This is a genomic window from Anaerolineae bacterium, from assembly GCA_016931895.1.
Lineage (GTDB): Bacteria > Chloroflexota > Anaerolineae > 4572-78 > J111 > JAFGNV01.
The window spans coordinates 1-23,632 of the sequence record JAFGDY010000154.1; the positions used below are offsets into that span (position 1 = coordinate 1).

At 53.5% G+C, this 23,632-nt stretch carries 14 protein-coding genes; 3 read left to right on the forward strand and 11 right to left on the reverse strand.

The genetic code is table 11. From position 1 onward, the window contains the following. The first annotated feature begins 125 nt into the window (after positions 1-125). Positions 126-1,262 (forward strand): citrate synthase, encoded by a 1,137-nt coding sequence (locus JW953_11640; GenBank protein ID MBN1993343.1) that lies wholly within the window; start codon positions 126-128, stop codon positions 1,260-1,262. 263 nt (positions 1,263-1,525) lie between these two features. Here JW953_11640 and JW953_11645 read toward each other — a convergent pair whose 3' ends face one another. From JW953_11645 to JW953_11675, 7 genes are all read right to left on the reverse strand, one after another. Further along, positions 1,526-2,650 carry a sodium ion-translocating decarboxylase subunit beta gene (locus JW953_11645; GenBank protein MBN1993344.1) on the reverse strand — a complete coding sequence of 375 codons (1,125 nt, stop codon included), beginning with the start codon at positions 2,648-2,650 and terminating at the stop codon, positions 1,526-1,528. Between the two features lie 9 nt (positions 2,651-2,659). Further along, complete coding sequence (locus JW953_11650; protein ID MBN1993345.1) at positions 2,660-3,115, reverse strand: acetyl-CoA carboxylase biotin carboxyl carrier protein subunit; 456 nt, start codon at positions 3,113-3,115, stop codon at positions 2,660-2,662. A gap of 2 nt (positions 3,116-3,117) precedes the next feature. Continuing rightward, a complete protein-coding gene (locus JW953_11655; protein MBN1993346.1) occupies positions 3,118-3,489 on the reverse strand; it encodes an OadG family protein in 372 nt (123 codons plus the stop codon). Positions 3,490-3,502: 13 nt separating this feature from the next. Continuing rightward, positions 3,503-5,035: an acyl-CoA carboxylase subunit beta gene (locus tag JW953_11660; GenBank protein MBN1993347.1), complete on the reverse strand. Its 1,533-nt coding sequence runs from the start codon at positions 5,033-5,035 to the stop codon at positions 3,503-3,505. 454 nt (positions 5,036-5,489) lie between these two features. Beyond that, positions 5,490-6,332: a hypothetical protein gene (locus JW953_11665; protein MBN1993348.1), complete on the reverse strand. Its 843-nt coding sequence runs from the start codon at positions 6,330-6,332 to the stop codon at positions 5,490-5,492. Between the two features lie 379 nt (positions 6,333-6,711). Continuing rightward, the gene (locus JW953_11670; protein ID MBN1993349.1) at positions 6,712-7,584 is read right to left on the reverse strand and encodes an SDR family oxidoreductase; all 873 of its coding nucleotides are present in this window, start codon (positions 7,582-7,584) and stop codon (positions 6,712-6,714) included. Positions 7,585-7,596: 12 nt separating this feature from the next. Next, entirely contained in the window at positions 7,597-8,271 is a 675-nt protein-coding gene (locus JW953_11675) for an acetoacetate decarboxylase family protein (GenBank protein ID MBN1993350.1), read from the reverse strand. Between the two features lie 174 nt (positions 8,272-8,445). Between JW953_11675 and JW953_11680 the strand changes: the two genes are divergently transcribed. Then, a complete protein-coding gene (locus JW953_11680; protein MBN1993351.1) occupies positions 8,446-11,730 on the forward strand; it encodes a UvrD-helicase domain-containing protein in 3,285 nt (1,094 codons plus the stop codon). Between the two features lie 27 nt (positions 11,731-11,757). Here JW953_11680 and JW953_11685 read toward each other — a convergent pair whose 3' ends face one another. Continuing rightward, positions 11,758-13,404 (reverse strand): hypothetical protein, encoded by a 1,647-nt coding sequence (locus tag JW953_11685; GenBank protein MBN1993352.1) that lies wholly within the window; start codon positions 13,402-13,404, stop codon positions 11,758-11,760. Between the two features lie 176 nt (positions 13,405-13,580). On the opposite strand from JW953_11685, the gene JW953_11690 reads away from it, so the two are divergent. After that, on the forward strand, positions 13,581-14,375 hold the full coding sequence (locus JW953_11690; GenBank protein MBN1993353.1) for a hypothetical protein: 795 nt from the start codon (positions 13,581-13,583) through the stop codon (positions 14,373-14,375). Here JW953_11690 and JW953_11695 read toward each other — a convergent pair. From JW953_11695 to JW953_11705, 3 genes are read right to left on the reverse strand one after another with little or no spacing between them, the layout of a single operon-like run. Continuing rightward, positions 14,372-15,523, reverse strand: coding sequence for a hybrid sensor histidine kinase/response regulator (locus JW953_11695; GenBank protein MBN1993354.1), 1,152 nt, complete (start codon positions 15,521-15,523; stop codon positions 14,372-14,374). The genes JW953_11690 and JW953_11695 overlap by 4 nt on opposite strands. Further along, positions 15,520-18,531, reverse strand: coding sequence for a GAF domain-containing protein (locus JW953_11700; GenBank protein ID MBN1993355.1), 3,012 nt, complete (start codon positions 18,529-18,531; stop codon positions 15,520-15,522). The genes JW953_11695 and JW953_11700 overlap by 4 nt, the downstream gene beginning before the upstream one ends. Before the next feature lie 17 nt (positions 18,532-18,548). Further along, positions 18,549-23,303, reverse strand: coding sequence for a protein kinase (locus JW953_11705; protein MBN1993356.1), 4,755 nt, complete (start codon positions 23,301-23,303; stop codon positions 18,549-18,551). Positions 23,304-23,632 lie beyond the last annotated feature (329 nt).

Here is a 23,632-nt window from a genome sequence, read left to right on the forward strand (position 1 = left end):
AAATAGCCTGGACCCGATAAATTTTAACGGCCAATTTTTATTTCGTGCTCAAAAAAGTGTCAACTAAATTGTGAACCATCCCCCAAAAACCTTTTCAAATTAAATTAATAAGGAGACCTGCACCAATGGCTGATATTAAAACTGGATTAGACGGCATTGTTGTTGCTCAACAAGATATTTCTTTTATTGATGGAGAGAAGGGTGATCTGGTTTACCGGGGGTATCATATCAACGAACTGGCTCCGGCTGCCACCTACGAAGAAATTGTTTATTTACTATGGCATCGTAAATTGCCCAATAAAAGTGAAGCAACTGAATTACATGAAAGGTTGGTCACCCGGCGGGCCTTACATGATGACCATTTGAACCTGATCATGTCTATGCCCAGGTCGGCCCGGCCTATGTCTGTTTGCCGGACCGGGGTTTCGCAGATTGGTTTGTACGACCCCGAACCGATGGTTTACGATAAAGAAGTAAATCAACTTAAAGCCGACGACATCCTGGCCAAAATGCCCACCATTATGGCCGCTTTTTCCCGCCATCGCCGGGGCCTGGAGCCTATCCCCCCCCGCGAAGATTTGAGCCACGCCGCCAATTTTTTGTGGATGTTAAATGGCGAAGAACCAACGCCGGAAGCAGAAAAAGGGCTGGACCTTTACCTGGTTCTGCTGGCCGAACACGGCTTTAACGCTTCTACGTTTTCCTGCCGCGTCACCGCCGCCACCTGGGCCGGGATGTATTCCGCCGTTGTCAGCGGCATCAGCACTTTGAGCGGGCCTGCTCACGGCGGGGCCGTGCAAGAAGCCATGAACCAATTTCAGGAAATTGGCAACGTTGATAATGTGGAAGCATGGTTTGAAGGGGCCTTACAAACCAAAAAACGGATTATGGGCATTGGCCATCGCGTTTATAAAACCCTGGATCCGCGCGCCCCCCATCTAAAAGCCAGAGTAGAGGAATTGGCGGCTCAATCTGACCGCTGCAAATGGTACCAAATTGCGGCCAAACTCGAAGCCCTGGCCGCCGCACACCCTTATTTTCAGGAACGCAATCTTTATCCCAATGTTGACTACTATTCCGCCCCGCTGCTTTGTATGTTGGGTCTGGAGCCGGATATGTTTACGCCCATGTTTGCCATCAGCCGGGTAGCGGGTTGGGCCGTTCACATTATGGCCCAATATGAGGATAATCGTCTCATCCGTCCTCGCGCCGAATATATCGGCCCCAAAGGCTTAACCTGGACGCCGATTGAAGAACGGTAGACAGCTTCGTGACTATTCAGGTCATGCTCTGAGGGTTCCATCAGGCCGGGACCTTATTCAATCAGAAAAGAAACTATTGGGGGGACACCCCCCAAGCCCCCCGGCCTACCGGCAGTTTCTTAGTAGCGAGGAACGAGCGAAGAATCTCCATGAAATGTATCAAAACCGACGCAACGGCCGCATGGAGATTCTTCTGCCCCTGGCCTCAGAGCAACTGTGACAAAGTGAATAGTGCAAATCCTTTTTCACACCCCAAAAACCCTCTAAATCATCCCGGCCAACAAAGCCAGCACGACCCCCCCGGCAATCACGCTGCCAAGCTGGCCGGCAGTATTGGCCCCCATGGCGTGCATGAGCAAAAAGTTTTGGAAATCATACTCCTGCCCCATCCGCTGCACAATCCGCGCCGACATTGGAAAAGCGCTGATCCCCGCTGCGCCAATGAGGGGATTGAATTGTTTGTTAGAGAGAACATACATCAGCTTGCCAAACAAAACCCCTCCGGTGGTGTCTAACACAAAAGCCAATAGGCCAATGGCCAAAATCAACAGCGTATCTAGCCGAATAAAGTTGGCCCCGGTCATAGTGCTGCCGATGGTCAAACCCAAGAAGATGGTGGTGACATTGGCAATCTCATTCTGGGCCGACTCGCTCAACCGCTCTACCACCAGCGATTCGCGCAGCAAGTTGCCAAACATCAGGGTGGCAATCAGCGGCGAAGCTACCGGCGCCAGCAACGACACAATGACCGTAACAATGATGGGGAAAAGAATCCGGGCCAGGCGGGACACTTCTCGTTGGGTGTAAGGCATGCGCACTTTGCGCTCGGCGTCGGTGGTGAGCAGGCGCATTACCGGCGGTTGGATGATGGGCACTAGCGACATGTAACTGTACGCCGCCACCGCAATTGGCCCCAGCAGGTGGGGGGCCAGCTTGGTGGATACGTAAATGGCGGTGGGGCCGTCAATCGCCCCGATAATGCCAATTGAAGCAGCCTCGTTCAACTGGAATCCCAACAACAAGGCCAGCATCAACGCGCCAAAAATGCCAAATTGTCCGGCCGCGCCCAGTAAAGCCATTTTGGGATTTTCCAACAGTGGGCCAAAATCGGTCATGGCTCCCACGCCAATGAAGATGAGCAGGGGAAAAAGTTCTGTTCTTATGCCGGCCTCGTAGAGCAGTCCTAACAAGCCATTTTCACTGGCAATGCCCGTCAGCGGCAGGTTGGTCAAAATGGCCCCAAAGCCAATGGGAATCAACAATACCGGCTCGTAATCTTTGGCAATGCCCAGGTAAATGAGCACGCCGCCGGCCATCATCATCACGGCCATCTGCCACGTGAGCAAGGTTGGGGCCTGCAAAAGTTGAAGAAGATTATCTAATTCCATTATGCCGCCTCACGCAAACGTAACCAGCACATCGCCGTAAGCCACGGCTTGTCCCAAGCTCACCGCCACCTCGGCCACAATCCCGGCCCGGTGCGCGCGAATAGCGTTTTTCATTTTCATTGCCTCCAAAGAGCAAAGTTCCTGCCCTACATTAACCTCGTCGCCCGGTTGAACCGAGATATGAACAATGTGGCCGGGCATGGGCGCTTTAACCGCTTTGCTGTTAACCGTAACCGGGGTTGCCACTATTTTCTCCGAGGCGGGAGTTTGAGGCATAATGGTCTGGGGCAGCGCCGTCTTCTCAACCGGCGCCGATTCCTTCGCCGCCGGGTCAATAGTCACCCGGTAGGGTTGCCCGTTGACTTTGACCGTCAGCGGCGAAGTTGAAGGGTCTTCTACCTCCACTAAATATTCTTTGTCATTAACGGTTATCTTCAAACTGCGGTGATTAGTTGTTGATTCCACGGTTAATCTCTCCATCCGGTTGTTCTTGAAGTAGTAACAGACTGCAACCTGGCCCGGCCCACGGCCCACCACCCGCCGGGACCGGCCTCGAGGGCTGCGCCCAGGTTAGCGGGGTATACCTCTGCCGCCGGGCGCAGGTGAGCCAGAGCCGCCGCAATGGCGGCCACAACCGCTTCATCCGCCGGGCCTGGCTGCGGGTCAATCGGCTCTACCGTTTCTGCCGGTTCCATTTCAGCAGGCCCGGATGGCTGTGGTTTGGGCCGGGTGAAACGCTCCAACAAGATCATCATCAACACCAGCAGGCCCAGGGCCAAAAAGGTCAAGCTCATGCCCAGCAAGCTAATGGTCAAGCCCTGTCTTAAAATCTCAGACACAATGCGCCTCCCCTCAAACCGGCATCACGCCGTGTTTTTTGGGGGGCGAGGTGACCTGTTTATCGCGCAAGAGTTCCAGCGCGGCAATCAGGCGGGGGCGGGTCTCGGCGGGAATGAGGATATCGTCAATGTGGCCGCTGGCGGCCGGGGTGTAAGGTTTGCCAAACTTATCCCGAAACAGCGCGGCCAACTGCGCCCGTTCGGCCTCCGGGTCTGCGGCTGCTTTGAGTTGTTTGCGGTAGAGAATATTGACCGCCCCCTCGGCCCCCATCACGGCAATTTCGGCCGTGGGCCAGGCAAAGGTCAAGTCGGTGCGGATGTATTTGCTGCTCATCACAATGTAGGCTCCCCCATAAGCCTTGCGCGTGACCACCGACAATTTGGGCACCGTGGCCTCGGAATAGGCATACACAATTTTGGCCCCATGCCGGATGATGCCGCCGTGTTCCTGGGCCACGCCCGGCATAAACCCCGGCGAGTCGACAAATGTGATCAGGGGGATGTTGAATGCATCGCAGAAACGAATGAACCGGCTCATTTTATCGGAGGCGTTAATGTCGATCACGCCGGCCAGAACGGACGGCTGCTGGGCCACCACGCCCACCACCTGCCCATGCAAGCGGGCAAACCCAACAATGGCGTTTTGGGCAAAATTTGGCAGCACCTCCATAAAACTATCCAGGTCAAAAATCTTGCGGATAACGGCCTTCATGTCGTAAGCCTGGTTGGGGTCGGTGGGCACAAGGGTATTGAGGTCCGGGTCCATCCGCCAGGGGTCATCGGTGGGGGTGATACCTGGCGGCGGCTCGGCGTTATTGGCAGGCAGATAACCCAGCAGTTGGCGGGTCAGGGCCAGGGCGTGGTCTTCGTTATCGGCGGCAAAATGGGCTACCCCGCTGACGGTGCTGTGGGTGGCGGCTCCGCCCAGGGTCTCCAAATCCACCTCTTCGCGGGTAACGGTTTTGATCACTTCCGGGCCGGTGATGAACATGTGGCTGGTCTGCCGGGTCATGATCACAAAATCGGTCAGGGCCGGGGAGTAAACCGAGCCTCCGGCGCACGGGCCGAGCATCACGCTAATCTGCGGGATCACTCCGCTGGCCTGGGTATTGTGCCAGAAGAGGTCGCCATAACCGGCCAAACCGTAAACGCCCTCCTGGATCCGCGCCCCTACCGAGTCGTTCAATCCAATAACCGGCACGCCGGCCTGTAAGGCCAGGTCCATGGCCTTGACCACTTTTTGACTCTGCGCCTCAGAAAAAGAACCGCCCAAAACCGTGAAGTCTTGGGCGTATAAACACACTCTGCGTCCGTTGATTTTACCAAAGCCGATGATCACGCTATCACCCGGATAGCACTGCTCATCCATGCCAAAATCACGGTGCCGATGGGTGACATAAGCGTCTATCTCCTGGAAACTGCCCTCATCCAATAAGCGCGTAATCCGCTCGCGGGCGGTGAGTTTACCTTTAGCGTGTTGGGTTTCGATCCGTCTAGGGCCGCCGCCCTGCCTGATCTTTTCTCGCTGCGTTTGTAGTTCGGTGATTAATGTTTGGTGCTCGTCAACATCCTCGTGGTTCTTGTTTTTCGTGGAAATATTTTGGTCTGATTTCACGTTACCCCCTTGGTAGAATCGGCCCTGGTCATCCAGCGCCACATTTTGACCTTATTTTTATCAACTCTCACTTTCCAAAATAAATCTCAAGTCAAAATCAATCTGTCACCATGTGTTCCCCCCTCCTGAAAATTCTGACCATTTTAGCACACCTCTCCTTGAACAACAATGTTCAGCAAACGCTGTGTTAGATTAAACTCTCTTGGCAGGATTTAGTTTCGGTGGGGGATCGCAGAAGCAAGATCACAAATTTGCTGGCTATCGTTTCCAGAGATGGCGGCCCTGGACCGGATTTAGGCCATTTTGGCAGGGGAATGTGCAACGCGGTGTTGATGAATCAAAACGACCGTGTTCAAACAAACGATCACGGTCGTTGTTTTCAGGATTAATTCAAAATCACATGCCGACTGGCAAATCGGGCCGGTATCCGGCGATAACGATGCCACTTGTATCTTTTAACCAGGCTGAACACCAATAGGCCGCCACTGCCCATCACAAAAATACTGCCTAATATTGAAACACCCGAAGCCGTCACCGCTACCACCATCACCTGTCGCCAAGAAAAACCGCCGCCATGCACAACAATTTTGGGCTTAGAGGCCAAAGGCTCACCCCATAGAGGAGGTGTTTCATCACCACCAACACCGGAAGTAATCTCACCGCCAACATCCAGGCCAACATTATCCCCATCGCCCGATCCATTAAACTTATTGCCCAAAGCCAAGCCGGCCGTTTGGCAGGGAATAGTGTGTAAATCAAAGGCGACCAGTTTGGCATGTTCAACGTCAAGCGTAGATGGCCTCTGTTGCAATACTTTAAAAGTTACTCGCGCCAGCGGGCCATCTTGGGCGATAGGCGGGGCCGGGTTGAGCAAGGAAACGGCAAAGGTGATTATTCCCCCGGCCTCATCAACCTGGTTGGCTACCACAAAAATTTGGTCGGCAGATAATAAACTCCCGCCTTCAATCTGAACGCCCCCTTGTTCGGTTTCCAAATCCTGCACAGCCAGCGCAGCGGGATCATACTTCAACCGAAATTCCACTCCATACAGGTCTGTTACATTTTCAACCATAACTTCAACAATTATAGTCTCATTGGTAGCGCTAACCACCTGCGGATAGACCCGCGCCTCTGCCTGGGCAAATGCCGGCAAGGGACTGCAAAGCAAGGCCAAACCTATTAATCCTGAAAGCATAGTCTTGTTTAAGAAATATCTGGCAAGGATCATGGTTCGTTTTTCCTGTGATAATCTTTCTGCTTTTTCTATTTATTCCAGGCCCCGGAGATTTCAGGAACAATTTCAGTATATTAATAGATTTAACATTTGGGAAGCGTAAAATATTCGGATTTCTGAGCCAATATCTCTAGGGGAAAATCACCGGGAGAAAAAATCACCGGCTCTGTAGAAACTACGGAGCCGGCCGGTCAATAAAATTATTTTTTGAGGAGGGCTATGTTTTTGGACAGCAGGGGCTTGTTACCCTTAACCCAACCGGGCCACAAGCCCCCACCGATTGACGAAACCCAGTATACCGCCAATCCCGGCATGGTACTTGACGCTCCGGCAACGCTGACGCGGTGGAAAACCTACGTCCCAAAAATTCTGCTTAAGAATCCTTGCGCCCCGGACATCTGGCGGTTAAAAATGATCTTTGGCCGGGAGGGTCTGCTACAATTTCAACAGGCGGGAGTGTTTGACCGGCCAGCCATCGTTTAAAACGATGACCCTCCCAATTTTGCAACATCCGGCGCAAAAAAGGCAGAAATCGCTCAAAAAAACGAAACAACCTGAAACGGCGGGAGGGATAAACGGCCGTCCAATTCTGTTCAATGCCTCTGATCACGGCCCGGGCCACTGTCTCGGCGGGTTGATTGGGCCAGGGCAGCGGCACATTTTTCCCGGCGTTGTCAAAAAAATTGGTGCGCGTGGCAATGGGATAAACCAGCATCAGGGCATTGGGATCGGCCAATTCAAAACGGTAGGCCTCGGCAAAACGGTGCAGCGCGGCTTTGGTGGCCGCATAAACGGCATATCCGGGTAGCGAAATATGACCAATAGCCGAAGCCGTCATCACCACTTTATACGCTCGCCCCGCATTGAGCGCCTGCATTTTTTCAGCCGAATAAATGGCCGAAAGAACGTTAAGTTGGAAAATTTGGGCAAGGTGGTCCCAATCGGGCGTTTCTATTTTTTCGTAATAGGCATAACCGGCGTTGGCAATAAACAGATCAATGCCCCCCATCACCTTGACCGCATGCTCAAACAAGGCATCCACATTCGCCGGCCGGGATAAGTCGGCAAAATAGGGGATGATTGTGGCCCGGGCAGAGGGCAGCGCGCCAAGAGCAACCTGGAGCGCATTCTGCTTGATGTCTACCGCCACAATCCGGGCCGGATAGAGGGCTAATTGATTGAGCAAGGCGCGACCAATACCCGAAGCAGCGCCGGTGAGCACGATGCGACAATTGTTAAGTTCCATCACTAAATCAAGTTAATATGGTGTTATATCAGCAGGGGGGAAGGTCATACTGAAGTGGCTGACCTTTAACGCTCCCCCTAAACGGGCCCGGTCCAGATTGGGGAAAAAGTCCGGCTCAATTTCAGCTTCCGGGCACTTGGCTATTTTGATTTTACCGCCCCCCCGGAGTCTGGTAAATAGGATATGGGTATGGTGAAGTTGGCCCAGGGTTCGCCAGGCGGGAGGAATAAGAGACGATGACACCGGGCAGGCCGGGCCTACGGCTTTTAAAACAAAACGGGCAAAACACTGGCCGTTTCGGCTAACGCGAATCCGCTCCAGGCCAAGCTCATCTTTGCGCCACTCAAAATCGGCCTGCTCTTTGGGAATGGCCCAATTTTTCCGGCCATTGACCACGCTGGCCCGGGTTGATACGTAAATTTTGGTAATTGAAAAAACCCGTCGTTTTTGATAGATAAACCGGCCCGGAATAAAAAGCAGTTCCTGATAGGGTCCCGCCTCAGAATGGTGGTAGTTGACCAGCATCACCACACTGGGGCCGCTGCTAAAGCCGGCTATCTGCTGGGCGGGGATAAAGCCATTTTCCAAAATAAACGCTTTGGGAAACCAATATATTAATATAAATCCCTCCCCGTTGAGTTGCCAGGGGGCAGGCACAAGAGAAGGCTGGGAATCAGAAATTTCCAAAACGACCTTCCTAACAAAATATCCATCCTGATGGAGCCAAATGCTGAAGGCGAGTATACCACTCCCTTTCCGGTCAATCAAAATTTCAAATCCATTTATTGGCAAAGCGGGGATTGCATGGTTAAATATGATCCCCATCTGTCCAAAGCATAACGTTTCCGGCAGGAGAGTCTCATGAAATTTGTGGCCGACGTTCACATTCATTCTCACTATTCCCGCGCTACCAGCAAAAATTTGGATTTTGAGCGCCTTGCTCAATGGGCGCAGTTGAAGGGCATTCACATGGTGGGCACGGGCGACATTTCTCATCCCGGCTGGCTACAAGAAATGAAAGACAAACTGGAATCTGCCGAAGAAGGTCTATTTCAACTCAAAAGTGAGATTGCCACCAAAATTCAAACCAACGTTCCGCCAGCCTGCCACCAGACCGTGCGCTTTATCCTGGCCGGTGAAATCAGCAGCATTTACAAAAAAAACAACAAAGTCCGCAAAATTCACAACGTTATTTTTGCGCCCACGCTGGCGGCCGTGGAAAAAATCCAGGCCGCCCTGGAAAAGATCGGCAACATTCGCTCCGATGGCCGGCCCATTTTGGGCCTGGACTCGCGCGACCTGCTGGAGATCATCCTGGACATTGATGACCAGGCTTACCTTATCCCGGCCCACATTTGGACGCCGTGGTTTTCGCTGCTCGGCTCAAAATCAGGCTTTGACTCCATTGAAGAATGTTTTGAGGATCTGACCCCGCACATTTTTGCCCTGGAAACCGGGCTTTCTTCCGACCCGCCCATGAACTGGCGCGTATCGTCGCTGGACGATTACACCCTGGTTTCCAACTCCGACGCCCACTCGCCCCAAAAACTGGGCCGCGAGGCCAATATTTTTAACACCGACCTTTCCTACCCGGGCTTTTTTGCGGCCCTAAAAACCGGCGACCCGGACCGTTTTTTAGGCACGCTTGAATTCTTCCCCGAAGAAGGCAAATACCACCACGACGGCCACCGCAAATGCGGCATCAACTGGAAACCCAAAATCACGCTGCAACACAACGGCCTCTGCCCCGTCTGCGGCAAACCGGTCACCGTAGGCGTTTCCCACCGGGTGGAACTCCTGGCCGACCGGGAGGAAGGGGGAAAACCGGCCCGGCGCCATCCCTTTACCAGTTTAATTGCCCTGCCAGAACTGCTGGGGGAGGTATACGGCGTCGGTTCCAATTCCAAACGGGTCAACCAGGCTTACCACACATTATTGAGCGCCCTGGGGCCTGAACTGTCTATTTTGCTCGACGCGCCGCTGGAAGACATCAAGCAGGCCGGGGGGTCGCTGCTGGCCGAAGGTATCCGCCGCATGCGCTGCGGCCAAGTGATCACCACCGCGGGCTACGACGGCGAGTACGGCGTTATCAGGGTGTTTGGGGAGGGGGAAAAGGAATCGTTTTCGGCGCAGTTGAGTTTTCTGCCCGCTCCGGCCGGGCAAAAACCAAGCCCGGCAAAACCGGCCATGCCCCAAACTCCCAACCGGCAACAGGCGGGCCTTTTTGCCGGAGTGGAAGCCCAACCGGATCCAAAACCGGCAACCCCTCACCCGCCGGCCCCACCCGATAACCTTATGTCCGGTCTCAACCCGCAACAACAAGCAGCCGTGCAATGCAGCGATGTTCCCCTCCTCATTGTGGCCGGGCCGGGCACGGGCAAAACCCGCACGCTCACTTATCGCTTGGCTTATCTCGTCACTCAAAAGGGGGTGGCCCCGGAACACATTCTAGCCATCACTTTTACCAACAAGGCTGCCGAAGAGATGGCCCAGCGACTGACCGGCTTGTTGGGCCAGGATCTTGTTGAACGAATGGTGCTCAAAACTTTCCACGCCTTTGGGTCTATGATCTTGCGCCAGGAAGGAGTACACCTGGGCTTGAGTCCCCGGTTCTTGATTTGCGGCGATAATGAACGGCAGGCCCTGCTCAAAACCCTCTACCCGGATTTACCCGGCAAAACCATTACCCAAACCCTGGACCAAATTTCGAGCCTCAAAAACCAATTGCTGTCACCCTCGTCGCCGCAGGTAAAAACGGAATACGATCCGCAATTTGTCCAGATGTATCGCCGCTACGAGGCGACCTTGCAAAAAAGCCAGATACTGGATTTTGACGATCTGATCACCCAAACGGTCTGTTTGTTTGACACGCGCCCGGAAACGCTGGCTAAATACCGGCAGCGCTTTCGCTGGATTTCGGTAGACGAGTACCAGGACATCAATTTTGCCCAATACCAACTCTTGCAATTACTGACGCCGCGAGAAACCAATCTGTGCGCCATTGGCGACCCCGACCAGGCTATTTATGGGTTCCGCGGGGCCGACCGCGCCTTTTTTTGGCAATTTCAGGCAGACTTTCCCCAGGCCAAACTTTTGCACTTGAGCCGAAATTACCGCTCCACTCAATTGATTTTGGATGCTTCGGCCCAGGTTATTGAAAAAAGCCCGGCCCCGGAACGCGTCAAAATTTGGTCTGATTTTGCCGATAAAACCAAAATTGAGGTGTATCACGCCGCCAGTGACCGCGCCGAAGCCGAGTATGCCGTGCACGAGATTGAAAAAATGGTGGGGGGAACCAGCTATTTTTCCCTTGACTCGGAGCGCGTGAACGATGACGGTTTAGCCAGCCTGAGTTTTGCCGACTTTGCGGTGTTGTACCGCCTCAACGCCCAAAGCCGGCCGTTAAGCGAAGCCTTTCAACGCTCCGGGATACCCTATCAAACCATCGGGCAAACCCCGCTGGTGGAGTATAAGGAAATCAAGGCCGTCCTGGCCTGCCTGTGGTTTCTCTATAATCCCGGCAGCGCCTTCCCGTTGGAACAAATGGCCTCCAAAAAACAGGGGCAGATGGTGGTCCCCTTCCTATCCGCGCTTGAAGATAACAGTTCTATCACGCCGGTGTCAGATTTGATTGAAAAAATTCAGCAATTTTTGGCCGAGCAGTCGGTTGTCTCGGTTGATGAAAAAAGAAATGAGCGTTTTGAACAATTGAAACGGCGAGCGATTCCTTTTGAAAATCGCCTGGGGGAGTTTCTGGAGACAATGGCCCTGCAAAAAGAGACCGACCTTTACGACCCGCGCGCCGACCGGGTGACGTTGATGACGCTGCACGCGGCCAAGGGCTTGGAATTTCCGGTGGTATTTATTGTGGGCTGCGAGGAAGGTTTGCTGCCCTATCAACGCGGCGATGAGGAATTGGACCTGGCAGAGGAACGCCGCCTTTTTTATGTGGGCATGACCCGTGCCCGGCAGCGACTTATTTTAACCCACGCCACAAGCAGGTATCTGTTTGGGCAGCAGATAAATAATCCCGCTTCTCGTTTTTTGGACGATATTGAGCATGCCTTGAAGGAGCTTAAACAGACGGCCTGGCGTCAGTCAATCAAAAAAGAAGCAACAGATTCGGCGCAGTTGAAGTTATTTTAAATTCGAGCGGCCTTACGGAGGGCGGCTCTAACGCAACACCGCCAGGGCATAATTGGGCGATAGTTCAACGGCCTGGCCGTCCATAGTGAGGATGGAGGTGCCGATATTGCCAAATTCATCCACCGAGCCATAGGCCAGGCGATTTTCGTCCACCCACTCCCACACCGCGGCCACGCTGTTATCGGTCAACAAAATTTGGGGCGGCCCCGCGTAAGGCGGCTCGATGAAAACAATATACCCCGGATTGGGCAGGGGCAGTTCATCGCCGGAAGGTTGGGAAAGGGTGGCCGAAACAAAAGCCAGGTTGCCCGTAGGCCCAAATACGGCCGGGCCAACATAATCCATCGCCGGAGGAGTGAGCGCACCCAACAAAGCGCCGTCGCGGCTGATGATGTTCACCAACCCAGACTCGGCATAGGTGAGGGCATTGCCGGTGGCAGCCACATCGCCAATACAAATTGGGTTTTCAGTGGTGGGACAGGCAAAAATCAATTGGGCCGGTTCCCCTGTTACCAGGACGCTGTAGACAGTGTCGTAACGCCCGCTAAAGGCAAAAATGGGACCGCCCAAGCCGTCGGGTTGTAAGGCATAGAATAGCTCATTGTTATCCGGCGAAAAACGGATCGGCTCTACGTAACGCCGGTCTGTATTTTCGACTTGCTCCATAAGAGTCACCTGGTTTGAGCCGTCAATATTGGCCACCCAAAAATCGGTGCGATAAGTGGGCGGTTCTACATCGGGATTAATCAACGTCCGCGCCCAGGCTATTTTGGAGCCGTCGCCGGAAAGGGCAAAGGTGACCGGGCCAAATTGTTCCATCTTGAGCGTAGTAAACGCCAATGGGATTTGTTCGCCGTTGGGGCCGAGCCGCCAGATGGTAACAGTCTGGACAGCGGGGTCATAAACAGGATAATAAATACTGCCCGCCGCCGTCATAATGCGGCCAAAGGGAGGCTGATCAAGCAAAAACTCACATTGTGCCTGGTTATCGGGGTCAATCAAGGTCAGGCTGTTGGGGTCGTGATAATTGGCAATCACCAGGGCCGGGCGGTTGATGTTGGGGCAAAGGCCATCGGGGCCAATCAGCGGCGGGGTGGGCGTTGGCGGCGCTTCAACCGACTGCGGGCGGAGGCGAATGAACAAACCATTCACCCAATCAAAAATCATTTTTTGTTGGGCTTCATCGGCCTGACCGCTGCCTGTACCATTGAAAATTAAATTGGTGATCATATTGTCCGGGCCAGCGGGATTGCCGGGCAAAGAAAGTTGAAAAGCGGCCAGTTCGTTGGCCCAGGCATGCAGTGCGTCCAGGTCAGCTTGTTCCAGTACGCCCGTGGTTGTTTCCCCGGCGCAGGATTGCAGGGTATAGGCCCCCCCGCCCCGCACTGTTAAGGTATCGCAAAAACCAACAATCCCCCCGGAAATATCAAACGTGATAAGTTCAGCTTGAGGATCAGGCGTTTCCGCGGGCGGCATTGTGGCGGAGGGCAATACTTCGTTTGAGGCCGGGGTTGGGGTTGCCTCAATAGAAGGAGGAGGCGGAGTAATCGCCTGGCCCGGCGAGTCTCCCACCGGCTCAATATCGCCGGGGCGGGGAGCCGGCCCGCAAGCCGCTAAAAGCAAAATGGCAAACATTACCACTCTAAAAAAACGAAGGATGCGTTGATGAGTCACAATGAAATCCTCTGCCGAGAGTTAAGATTCAGACAAAAGAATGTAACAGGTTGCCGGTTTTTTGGCAAATCGGCGCGGGCAAGCTTTCTTTCGCCGCTTCTTGGCCGGCCAGCTAAAGCAAAGATATAATTGCCGCAGCGACCAGGGAAACTTTCAATCCAAAAGAGTGTTTGAACATGGCAGAAATCCGAAATGTTCAAGGAGGAATTTTGCAAAACAATCCCCCAAATCCCATTTACGTATGGCAAGACGAATACAGAATTCACTCTTACGAAGTGGATGCCAAAGGTCAACTTACCATCCCTTTTCTCTGCCAATTCATGCAGGAATCGGCCTGGCATCATGCCGAAAATCTGGGGGTTGGCTACGCGGCGCTCCTGGAAAAGAATTCGGCCTGGGTGTTAGCGCGGCAATGGGTGGCTATGGATGCGTTTCCGCGCTGGGGAGATACCATAAAGATTTTTACCTGGCCGACCGGCAAGGACCGGCTGTTCTGGTACCGCGATTTCAAAATTCTGGATGAGGCCAGCGCCCTCATTGGCCGCGCCACAACCGCCTGGCTGGTGATAGACTTGAGCAAACGCAGGCCCCAACGCGCCAATTCGCTTAACCTCAACCTGCCCGTTGACCTTGAGCGAATGTTTCCCCGCCGCCCCGGCAAAATTGACTCCTTGAGTCAGGGACTGCCGGGTTATACGGTTCAGGTAGGGTATCGAGATTTGGATGTCAACCAACACGTCAACAATGTGCGCTATATTGATTGGATTCTGGACGCTTTTGACCTGGATTTTCTCAAGGCGCACAACCTGCAAGAACTTGAGATCAATTACATGGCTGAAGCGGCTTACGGTGACGAGGTTTCTGTGCTTCAGGAAGCCGGAGAGAACCTGGGGTTCCGGCATTGTCTGGAACGCAAGGGTGATAACCTGGAATTTTGCCGGGCCAGAACAGGATGGGGCACATCAGGTTAACCCGTTTCTTTTACACCGGGTAAAGTGAAATAAAAGGTGCTGCCCGCGCCAACCGTACTCTCTACCCCCACCTGTCCGCCCAATTTTTCAACAATCCGCCGGACAATGGACAAGCCCAAACCGTGGCCGGCCACCCGCAATTCATCGAGCCGGACAAATTCAACAAAGAGGCAAGCCTGTTCTGCCGGGGTTATTCCCGGCCCGTTATCTTTTATCCAAAAACGGATCATGCCATCCGGCTGTGGCGTGGCCCCAAGTTCCAGGCGGGGTGGATGTCCTCCATACTTCAACCCATTGCTCAGATAATTCACCCACACTTCTTCTACCCAAGGAGCATAACCCTTAGCCGGCGGCCAGCTTTGGGGTTGAATGATCTCGCCTTGATATTTTTCTATTTCTAACCCCAAACGTTGCCGCCCCTGGGCCACAATCTCGGCCATATCCAGCGGCTTCAAGTCTACCTCGCCGCGGCGCACGCCGGCCAGCAAAAGCAGGTTCTCAATGATGCTATCCATTTTTCGCCCGGCCTGCTTGATTTTGTCCAGCACTTCCAGCGCTTCTGCTAACTCCATCTTGGGTAGATCTTCAAAGAGAACATGCGCATAACTAATGACCATACCCAATGGGTTTTGCAAATCATGGGCTACGGTATGCACAAAAGCGTCTAGCTCTTTATTCTGCTTCCGCAGTTCTTCTTCTATTTGCCGGCGTTTGATATTTTCCATTTGTAAACGCTCATTCTGTTCGCGCAGGTTTTTTTGTAGCTTACGGATGGTCAGATGGGTATTAATGCGGGCCAATACTTCTTCATGTTGGAGCGGTTTGGTTACATAATCCACTGCGCCCAGCTTAAGCCCCCTCACTTTGTCTACCGCGTCAGATAGCGCGGTCATAAAGATGACGGGAATATCACGGGTTTCTTCATTGTCTTTCAATTGTTGGCACGTTTCAAAACCGTTCCAGCCGGGCATCATTACGTCTAAAAGAATGATGTCGGGCTGGGTATAACCGGCCCGTTGTAAAGCCACCTCTCCATCTTCAGCTACCAGAACTTTAAAACCCGAACCCTGTAAATAATCAAATAAAACCCCCAAATTGGTCGGGTTATCATCAACAATGAGGATGGTTTCCTGTGTCTGCTGGCTCATTGAGGCTCAGCCTCCAGATACGGCCTGAGAAATTCACACAGCTTATTTATTTGAAACCGTTTAACCAGATCACGCAATTCTGCCACAAACGGCTCAAATTGCTCGTCTAACCGGGCTAACCGATCCAACTCTTCTTGAATGGCGGTCACGTCTCCCATCAGGGCCAGGCCAAACAAAGGGGATAGTGCTGCGGCAGGCGGCGAGATGAGCAACTCACGCTTCAGCGAAAGCGCGACTTTTTCTTCCCCGGCCAAGGCCCTTTCTGCATAAACCCATTCCAATCCCAGACAACGCTGTAATTGCTCCAGGAGATGCTCCACCTGAATTGGCTTGGGAATAAAACCGTTGCAGCCGGCAGACACACATTCCTGCTGGTCGTCTTCAAATACCCGGCCCGAAGTGGCGATGATGACAATATCTTTAAGGAGGGGAGTATGTCGAATTTGTCGGATCAGTTCAAAGCCATTCATTTTGGGCAAAACTAAATCTACCAGCATGGTTTCGGGTTGATGTTGTATGGCCTGTTCCAGGCCCTCAACCCCATCGGCCGCCTCCACCACCTCAAAACCCAATGGCGAGAGTAAATCAACCAACATGGCCCGATTTTCTTCGTTATCGTCTACAATGAGAATTTTAGGGGCGCTTCCCTGCAAACCCACAATCGTGCGTTCCTTTACCTGGGCCGTCTCCAGCCACTCTAGCGCCCCAGGTAAATCCAAATCAAACCAAAAGATGCTGCCTTGCCCGGGCGTGCTCTGCACCTTTAATTCCCCGCCCATCACCTGCACAATATCCTGGCTGATCGTCAGACCCAAGCCTGTGCCTTCTATTTGCCGATATCGGTCGCCTATTTGTTGGAAAGGTTGGAAAATTGTTTCCAACTGTTCCGGGAGAATCCCAAGCCCGGTATCTTCTACTTGAAAACGAAGCCGCCAACTGTTAGGGTTAGATTTGGCTTGTTTACGTATTTTGGGTATTTGATCGGTGGCCTCCTGGCTTGGGCCAACTTTGAACGTTACAGTGCCGGCCTGGGTAAATTTGACGGCATTGCCCAGCAAATTGATGAGCACCTGGCGCAGTCGTATCTCATCGCCATGAACACCGGCCACCGGCAGGCGGTCAAGAGGGACGTTTTGGATAAAATCAAACGGCTGGAATAAAAAATACAACCCCTTATGATCGGCCCGCAAGCGCATGATTTCGGCAATGTTTTTCAAGAGGTTGGGTAAATCAAAATCTGTCAGATATAGTTCCATTTTACCGGCTTCTATCTTGGCCATGTCGAGCACATCGTTGATCAGGGTTAAAAGATGCTGGCCGCTTTGTTCAATAATATCCAACCCGCTGACCTGCTGCTCAGTGACCGCCGGGTCGCGTTTGAGAATTTGAGCATATCCCAAGATGCCATTCAGTGGCGTGCGCAATTCATGACTCATAGTGGCCAAAAACGCGCTCTTGGCCCGGTTAGCCTGCTCGGCGGCCTCTTTGGCCTGCTGGGCTTCATCAAACAATTGGGCGTTTTTGACAGCGCCGGCCGCCGCCGCCGCAATTGGCTCTAATAGAGTCAAATCGTCTGCGGTAAAACGCCCCGTCCTGGTATCGGCCAGATTGAGCACGCCAATAACTTCACCCTTTGTCCGCAAAGGGATACTCAGCAGAGAACGCAATTCTACGCCAATTTGTTTATCAATCTGGCCAAAGTGTTGTCCCTCGGCCCAGGTATCGGCCACTATCAACAGTTCCCCACTTTGCGCCACCTGGCCGGCAAAACCTTGCCCCGGGGCCAGCCGCCAGCCGAGAATTGTCTCGCTGCCGGGGCCGGTGGCCCGTTGGCAAACCAACTCACCCGTCCCCGGCTTAAGCAGCCAAAATGAAGTAGCCGCAATACCCAGCAGTTGATGCATCTCCTCCAAAATCGTCTGCAGCACCTGGCCCAATTCCAGGGTAGAGCTGAAAGCCTGGCTGGCCTGATTGATCAAGGCCAATTCCAGGCTTCGTTGCCGGACCGCTTCTTCGGCTTGCTTGCGCTCGGTTACATCTTCACCCGAACTCAACGCGCCAATAATCCGCCCTTTGTTGTCTTTAATTAAACTATTATGCCAGCGAATAACTTTTTCATGCCCTTTTCCGGTTAAAACAACACCCTCAAGGTCCTCAAATTTTTCAATATCACCCTCAATTATCTGCGCAAATGATGCTCTCACGGACTCTATTTTTTCTGGGGGTAAAAAAGTGTTAAACCAATTCCGGCCAATAACTTCCTCTTGTTCACATTCCAGAATGGCGCTGCCTTCCCGATTAAGCAGGGTAATACGACCTCTTAAATCCAGAGCCAAAATAATGGAAGGCGTAATGTTTAAATACTGCTGCGCTCTATCCCTCTCTTTACGCACCCTCTCTTCTGCCCGAATCCGTTCGGTGATCTCCTGTTCCAATTGTTGGATGGCAATGGTCAGTTCGGCGGTGCGTTCTTCAACTCGTGTCTCTAAATCATGGCGGGTTTCTTGGAGTTCCTGAAATAACCGGGCATTTTCAATGGCCACTGCCGCCTGATTGGCTAGAATCACCAAAAGCGACATATCTTCTTCTTTAAAACGCTCGCGAATTGAACGATTCTCAACATAAATGGCGCCAATGGTATTACCCCGAGAAATGAGCGGCACACACATAATGGAACGTAAACCAAGAATAACCACACTCTCGGCCGCCCCAAAGCGGGAGTCATGCTGCGCATCCAGGAGGATAAGGGGTTGGCCGGTTTCCATAACCTGCTTGAGCACCGAACGGCTCACCTGGTCTTCCGCCGCGGTCAACTCCTGACCCATCTCGCCCCGCTTCACTCGAAAATCCAACAAACCATCAGAGCGCGCCAAAACCACAAAACCACGTTCCGCCCCAACCAGGGTAATGGCTTCGTCCATTACGTCGTTCAACAGGGGATCAATCTCCCGGGTTTCAGCCAGCCGGTGGCTGACGCTCAAGATATATTCAAATAGATTCTGGTCCATAAATTTTTCTCTCAGACTTAATCGGCAGGCAACTCAGGGCAGGTAAGCTGATAAGGGGTTTCAGGGCCAACAAGATGATGCCATTCTTCCTCAGTCAAATTACGGTTGGCCATGCGACAAGCCCAAATTGGCCACTGTTTAAAGTTTAGGTTGGTTTGGCGAATGGTATTGCCTTTACCGCGTGAGGCAACCACCTGGTCAACGGGGCTAAAGGCGACGTTCCAAATTACTTCATCACAACCCACCACTTGCACCATGCGTTGATCGCCGGCGTTTGAGCTTTGGCTTACGTCCCACAACATGATGGTTTGATCCAGAGACCCACTAACCAAATGTGTGCCAGCAGCGTTGTAGGCCACACTGGTCACCGCGTCGGTGTGCCCGCGCAAGGTGGTGAGGAGTTGACCACTGGCTACATCCCATAGAATGATGGTTTGATCACTGGAGCCGGTAGCCAGTTGGCGGCCATCAGGGCTGTAAACCAGCCGATTAATAGTATTAGTATGTCCCTCCAATGTGGCCAGGGATTGGCCGCTGGCCACATCCCAGATAATAACTTTTTGGCCCTTTCCCGCTGCGGCCAGCCGGGTGCCATCCGGGCTAAAAGCCACCGTTGTTGCTGCGATAGTATTTTCCTCTAGAATTTTCAGGGCCTGACCAAATGATGGCCCATCGCTCACATCCCACACAATAACTTTATTGTCTATCCCTGCTGTGGCCACCTGGTTCCCAACGGGGCTGTAGGCCACATCATAAACCCAACCGCTATGACCCCGGAGCGTGGCCAAAATTTTGCCGGTAACCGAGTCCCAAACAATAGCCGACCCATCATCTGAGGCGGTTACTAATTGAAGCCCATCTGGACGATAAGCAACACTATTGACCGGGCCGGTATGACCCTGGAGGACAGTGGTGGCTTGAAGATGGCCGTTGCTTAGATCCCACAAAATAACCGTCTGATCGGCTGACCCCGTGGCCAATTGGCCTCCATCTGGACGGTAAGCTATCCCAATAACCTGGTCGCTATGCTTCTCCAGGGGAATATCGAGCAAACTCCAAAGGATAACGCTGTGGTCGGCGGAAGCGGTAGCCAGTTGGGCGCCGTCCGGGCTGTAGGCAATACTGGTCACGCCGCCGTCATGCTCCACCAGGGTAGCAATTGGCTGGCTGCTGTCAACGTCCCACAGGGTAACCGTTTTATTCCACGTGCCCGTAGCCAGTTGGCGGCCATCCGGGCTGTAGGCCAACCCATCAATGGGTTGAGATTCCTCAAGGGTGGCCAGAGGTTCACCGCTGCCGGTATCCCAGATCATCACGGTATTGTCAAGCGCCCCGGTAGCCAATTGCGTTCCATCCGGGCTGTAGGCCAGGGTTAAGATGATGTCCGTATGACCGGCCAAGGTCATTAGGGGTTGGCCAAACGATGATGCGTCATCCATATTCCAGAGGATAACCGTTTTATCAAACGAGCCGGTGGCCAACTGGTCGCCGGTAGGACTATAAGCCAGATCATAAATGATATCGGTATGTCCTTTTAGGGTAGTTATTTGCTGCCCACTCGCCGCGTTCCAGATAATGGCCGTTTGATCTTCCGAACCGGAGGCCAACCAAAGGCCGTCGGGGCTGTAGGCCACGCTATTGACCGGCGCGGTGTGCCCGCGTAAAGTCAGAAAACGCTGGCCGCTGGCGACATCCCAAACAATCACTGTCTTATCCCACGAGGCTGTTGCCAATTGGGTGCCGTCCGGCCTATAGGCCACACTGCTCACCGGGCCGGTATGCCCTTTCAGCGTTGCAAACCGTTGTCCGGTGACTACATCCCAGATAATGGCCGTCTGGTCCTCTGCGCCGGTGGCCAATTGAGTGCCATCCGGGTTGTAAGCCACGGTATAAACCACATTTGTATGCCCTTGCAAAAAAGTGGTCAGGGCCGGGTTATAGGTCAGGCTGGCCAATAAACTGCTTCTGGTGCCAATAGTATCCAGAATCTGGTTCGCTTGTAAACTTAATAATACCGCCAGGTCAAGGCGTTTATCCAATTGGTTACCGGCCTGAACCATCAACTGGCGGGCCAGGGCCAAACGCGCCTGCTGCTCGGCCCGACTTCTTTCGGCCTCGGCCGTGGCCTGGGCCTTATTGGCTTGCAGGTGTTCCATTTCAGCCACAGCTTGAGCCGTGGCTCTGGCTTGAACTTCGGCCTCTATCTTGGCCTGGGCTGTGGCCCGGACTATCGCTTCGGCTTCAGCCGTTTGTTGGGCGGCTACTGCTTTGGCTTGAGATACCTCAGCTATGTTCTGGCGGGACTCGGCAGTGGCAGCCTGCCGCTGCGCTTCCTGCTGCTGGCCCATGGCCAAAAACGCGGCCACAACCGCTGCCAGAAAAACCACGCCCAATCCGCCCGCCAGCCAACGCAACCACCGGCTCGTTCGGATTTGTTCCTCGGCCCGCTGATGCTCTAGTTGGGCCAATGCCTGCGCTTGAGCCAACTCTCGCTGCCGGACGGTCTCTTTTTCCCGTTCTACCGCCTCCACTGCCTCGCGGCTGGCCTTGAGAAAGGCCACTTCTAATGCGTTTAAATCTTGTGGATGAGTTCCCGCCCAATCTTCGGCCTGGACTAAACGTCCTCCATGATACAAATAACTGGGGTCACGGTTATTCTCTTCCCATACCTCTGTAGCCTCAGTCAACTGGTGGTGCAGCCGCAAAGCGGTTCGGTCTTCGTCAAGCCAACGCCGCAAACGTCCCCAGCCCCGGATCAACGCCTCATGCGAAACATCCACCATTTCTTCGTCGCTGGCCATATCGCGGCTGGTGGTAATTAAACGCGCATCGGCTAACTGTTGCAATATCTGTTCAACCTGGCCTGGCTGTCCCAGGCCGGAGAGTAATTGTCGCCTGCGCACCCGCCGCCGCGTATCCTCTGTGCCCTCGCCGGGATGGGTCAAGCGCAACATAATCCGCCGCACAATGGCCCGCTCTTTTTCCCCAAAACTCTCATACACACTGTCGGCCCGCTGCGCAATGGCGCCCGAAACCCCGCCACTGGCGCGATAAGCTTTGAGGGTCAGCCGCCCCCCCTGCCGCCGTTCCCATAATTCTAACAAGGCATGCTGTAACAGCGGCAATGCCCCCGGCTCTTGCCCCACATCACCCAGGATGGTACCAATGAGTCCCGGCTCAAACTGTAAGTCCACTTGCCGGGCCGGTTGCTCAATGGCCCGTCGCAACTCAGCTTCATTCATTGGCCCCACCAATAGTTGCTGTTTACAGATCCGGCCGGCCAAATCCCGATAGGCCGCGCAGTGATGATAGAAATCCGCCCGCATGGTCAATACCACCAGCACCCGCCCATCGTTAACGGCCGTAGCATACAACAAGTTCTCAGTGAAACGCCGCCGCTCCTCTTCATCGTCACAAAGGGTGAAGACCTCTTCAAACTGATCAACCACCAGCAGCAAACGCTGTTCCAAGGAATCATCCGGCCAGGCCCGGCGCACTATCCGATGCAGGGACCGTCCCTCGGTCAAAAGCTCATGATGTAAGGTCTGGAGCGTCTCCGGGCGGTCCGATTTATCAAGCAAAATAAGGGCCAATCGAGCCGCCAATTCGGCCAAAGGCCGATTGCCGGGCCGCATCACTTCAATCATCCAATCGGCGCTGCCCGGCACTTCTCCCCGGCGCAAGGCCGGCACCAACCCTGCCCGCACCAATGACGACTTACCGCTGCCCGACGCCCCCAACACTGTCAGGAATTGTGCCGGACGTGTCAAATCAACCTCAACCCCCCTTTCGACCGGCGTAAACTTTTCTACCAATTGGCCGACCAGTGCCTCCCGCCCAAAGTAGAAATCGGCATGCTCTTCCTCAAACACCTGCAATCCTCGATACGGGCATCGCCTATCCCTACGGGCAACCACCCTTTCGGCTGTTTTCAACTGCGGCGTCTGCACCTCGATCAAGGCCATCAGCAATGCTTCTGCGGTTTGAAAGCGAACAGCCGGGGTTTTGGCCAAGGCTTTTTCAATGACCTGGGTTATGCTCTCCGGCAGGTCAGGCCGGATTGAACGCGGCGGGGGCAGAGGATCATCCAGATGTTTCAGGATAATGTCAAGAGGGCTATCGCCGCTGAAGGGGGGAATACCTGTAACCAATTCGTACAGCATTACGCCCAAAGAATAGATGTCACTCCGTTCATCTCCGGCTTCCCCCGCAGCCTGTTCCGGCGAGATGTAAGCCGGCGTGCCCACAATAGTCCCCAATTCGGTCAGCAGCCTGCTCCCCACTATTTTGGATAAACCAAAGTCGGTCAATACCGGTTGGCCATCTCTGGTGAGTAGCACATTAGCCGGTTTTAGGTCGCGGTGGATCACACCCTGCTGGTGCGCATACGCTACCGCTCCCACTACCAATCGAAACAACAGCAAGGCATCTGTCAAAGGCAAGCGCCGGCCGCGCTGATGCAAGTTAAGCAGACGTTCTTTTAAACTCTCCCCGGCCACATACTCAATAACCATGTAGCAGGCGCCCTCCTCTACATCAAAGTCATACACCTGCACAATGCCGGGATGGCGCAGCCCGGCCACAATCCTGGCTTCGTGTTGAAAACGTTCAATAAATTGAGGGTCTGCCGAAAGATGGGGATGAATGATTTTTATGGCTACATCACGCTCCAGGGTGGGCTGATAGGCTCTATACACCTCGGCCATGGCTCCACGCCCCAAAAATTCAGTGATACGATATTTGCCAAGCTGTTTGTCAAGCCAGTCGGTCATGTTCAACTCCTCCGGTAGCGGCAAGAGGGCTTTGGGGGAACAGTTAAAGAAATTATGCCCCAAATTGTGGAGATGGTCAACAGAAGGTTACCCTATAGGTGCGCCCCAAAATTCTGACGGTAGAGACAGGAACAATGTCCTGTTTCTACCCTATGGCCTAAAAATTAAGACAGACCCCTATCCTATCCGGGCGTGTTTGGATTTAGGCCGATCAAGGCCCGGCCGGGCCTTATGTAGAAAACAGATTTGCCAACAAATCTACTTTCAGGCACAATGGTGTTTCCGGGGAGAGGGATGAAGCAAAGGCGCCCTGGCTACTTCCTGTTCCC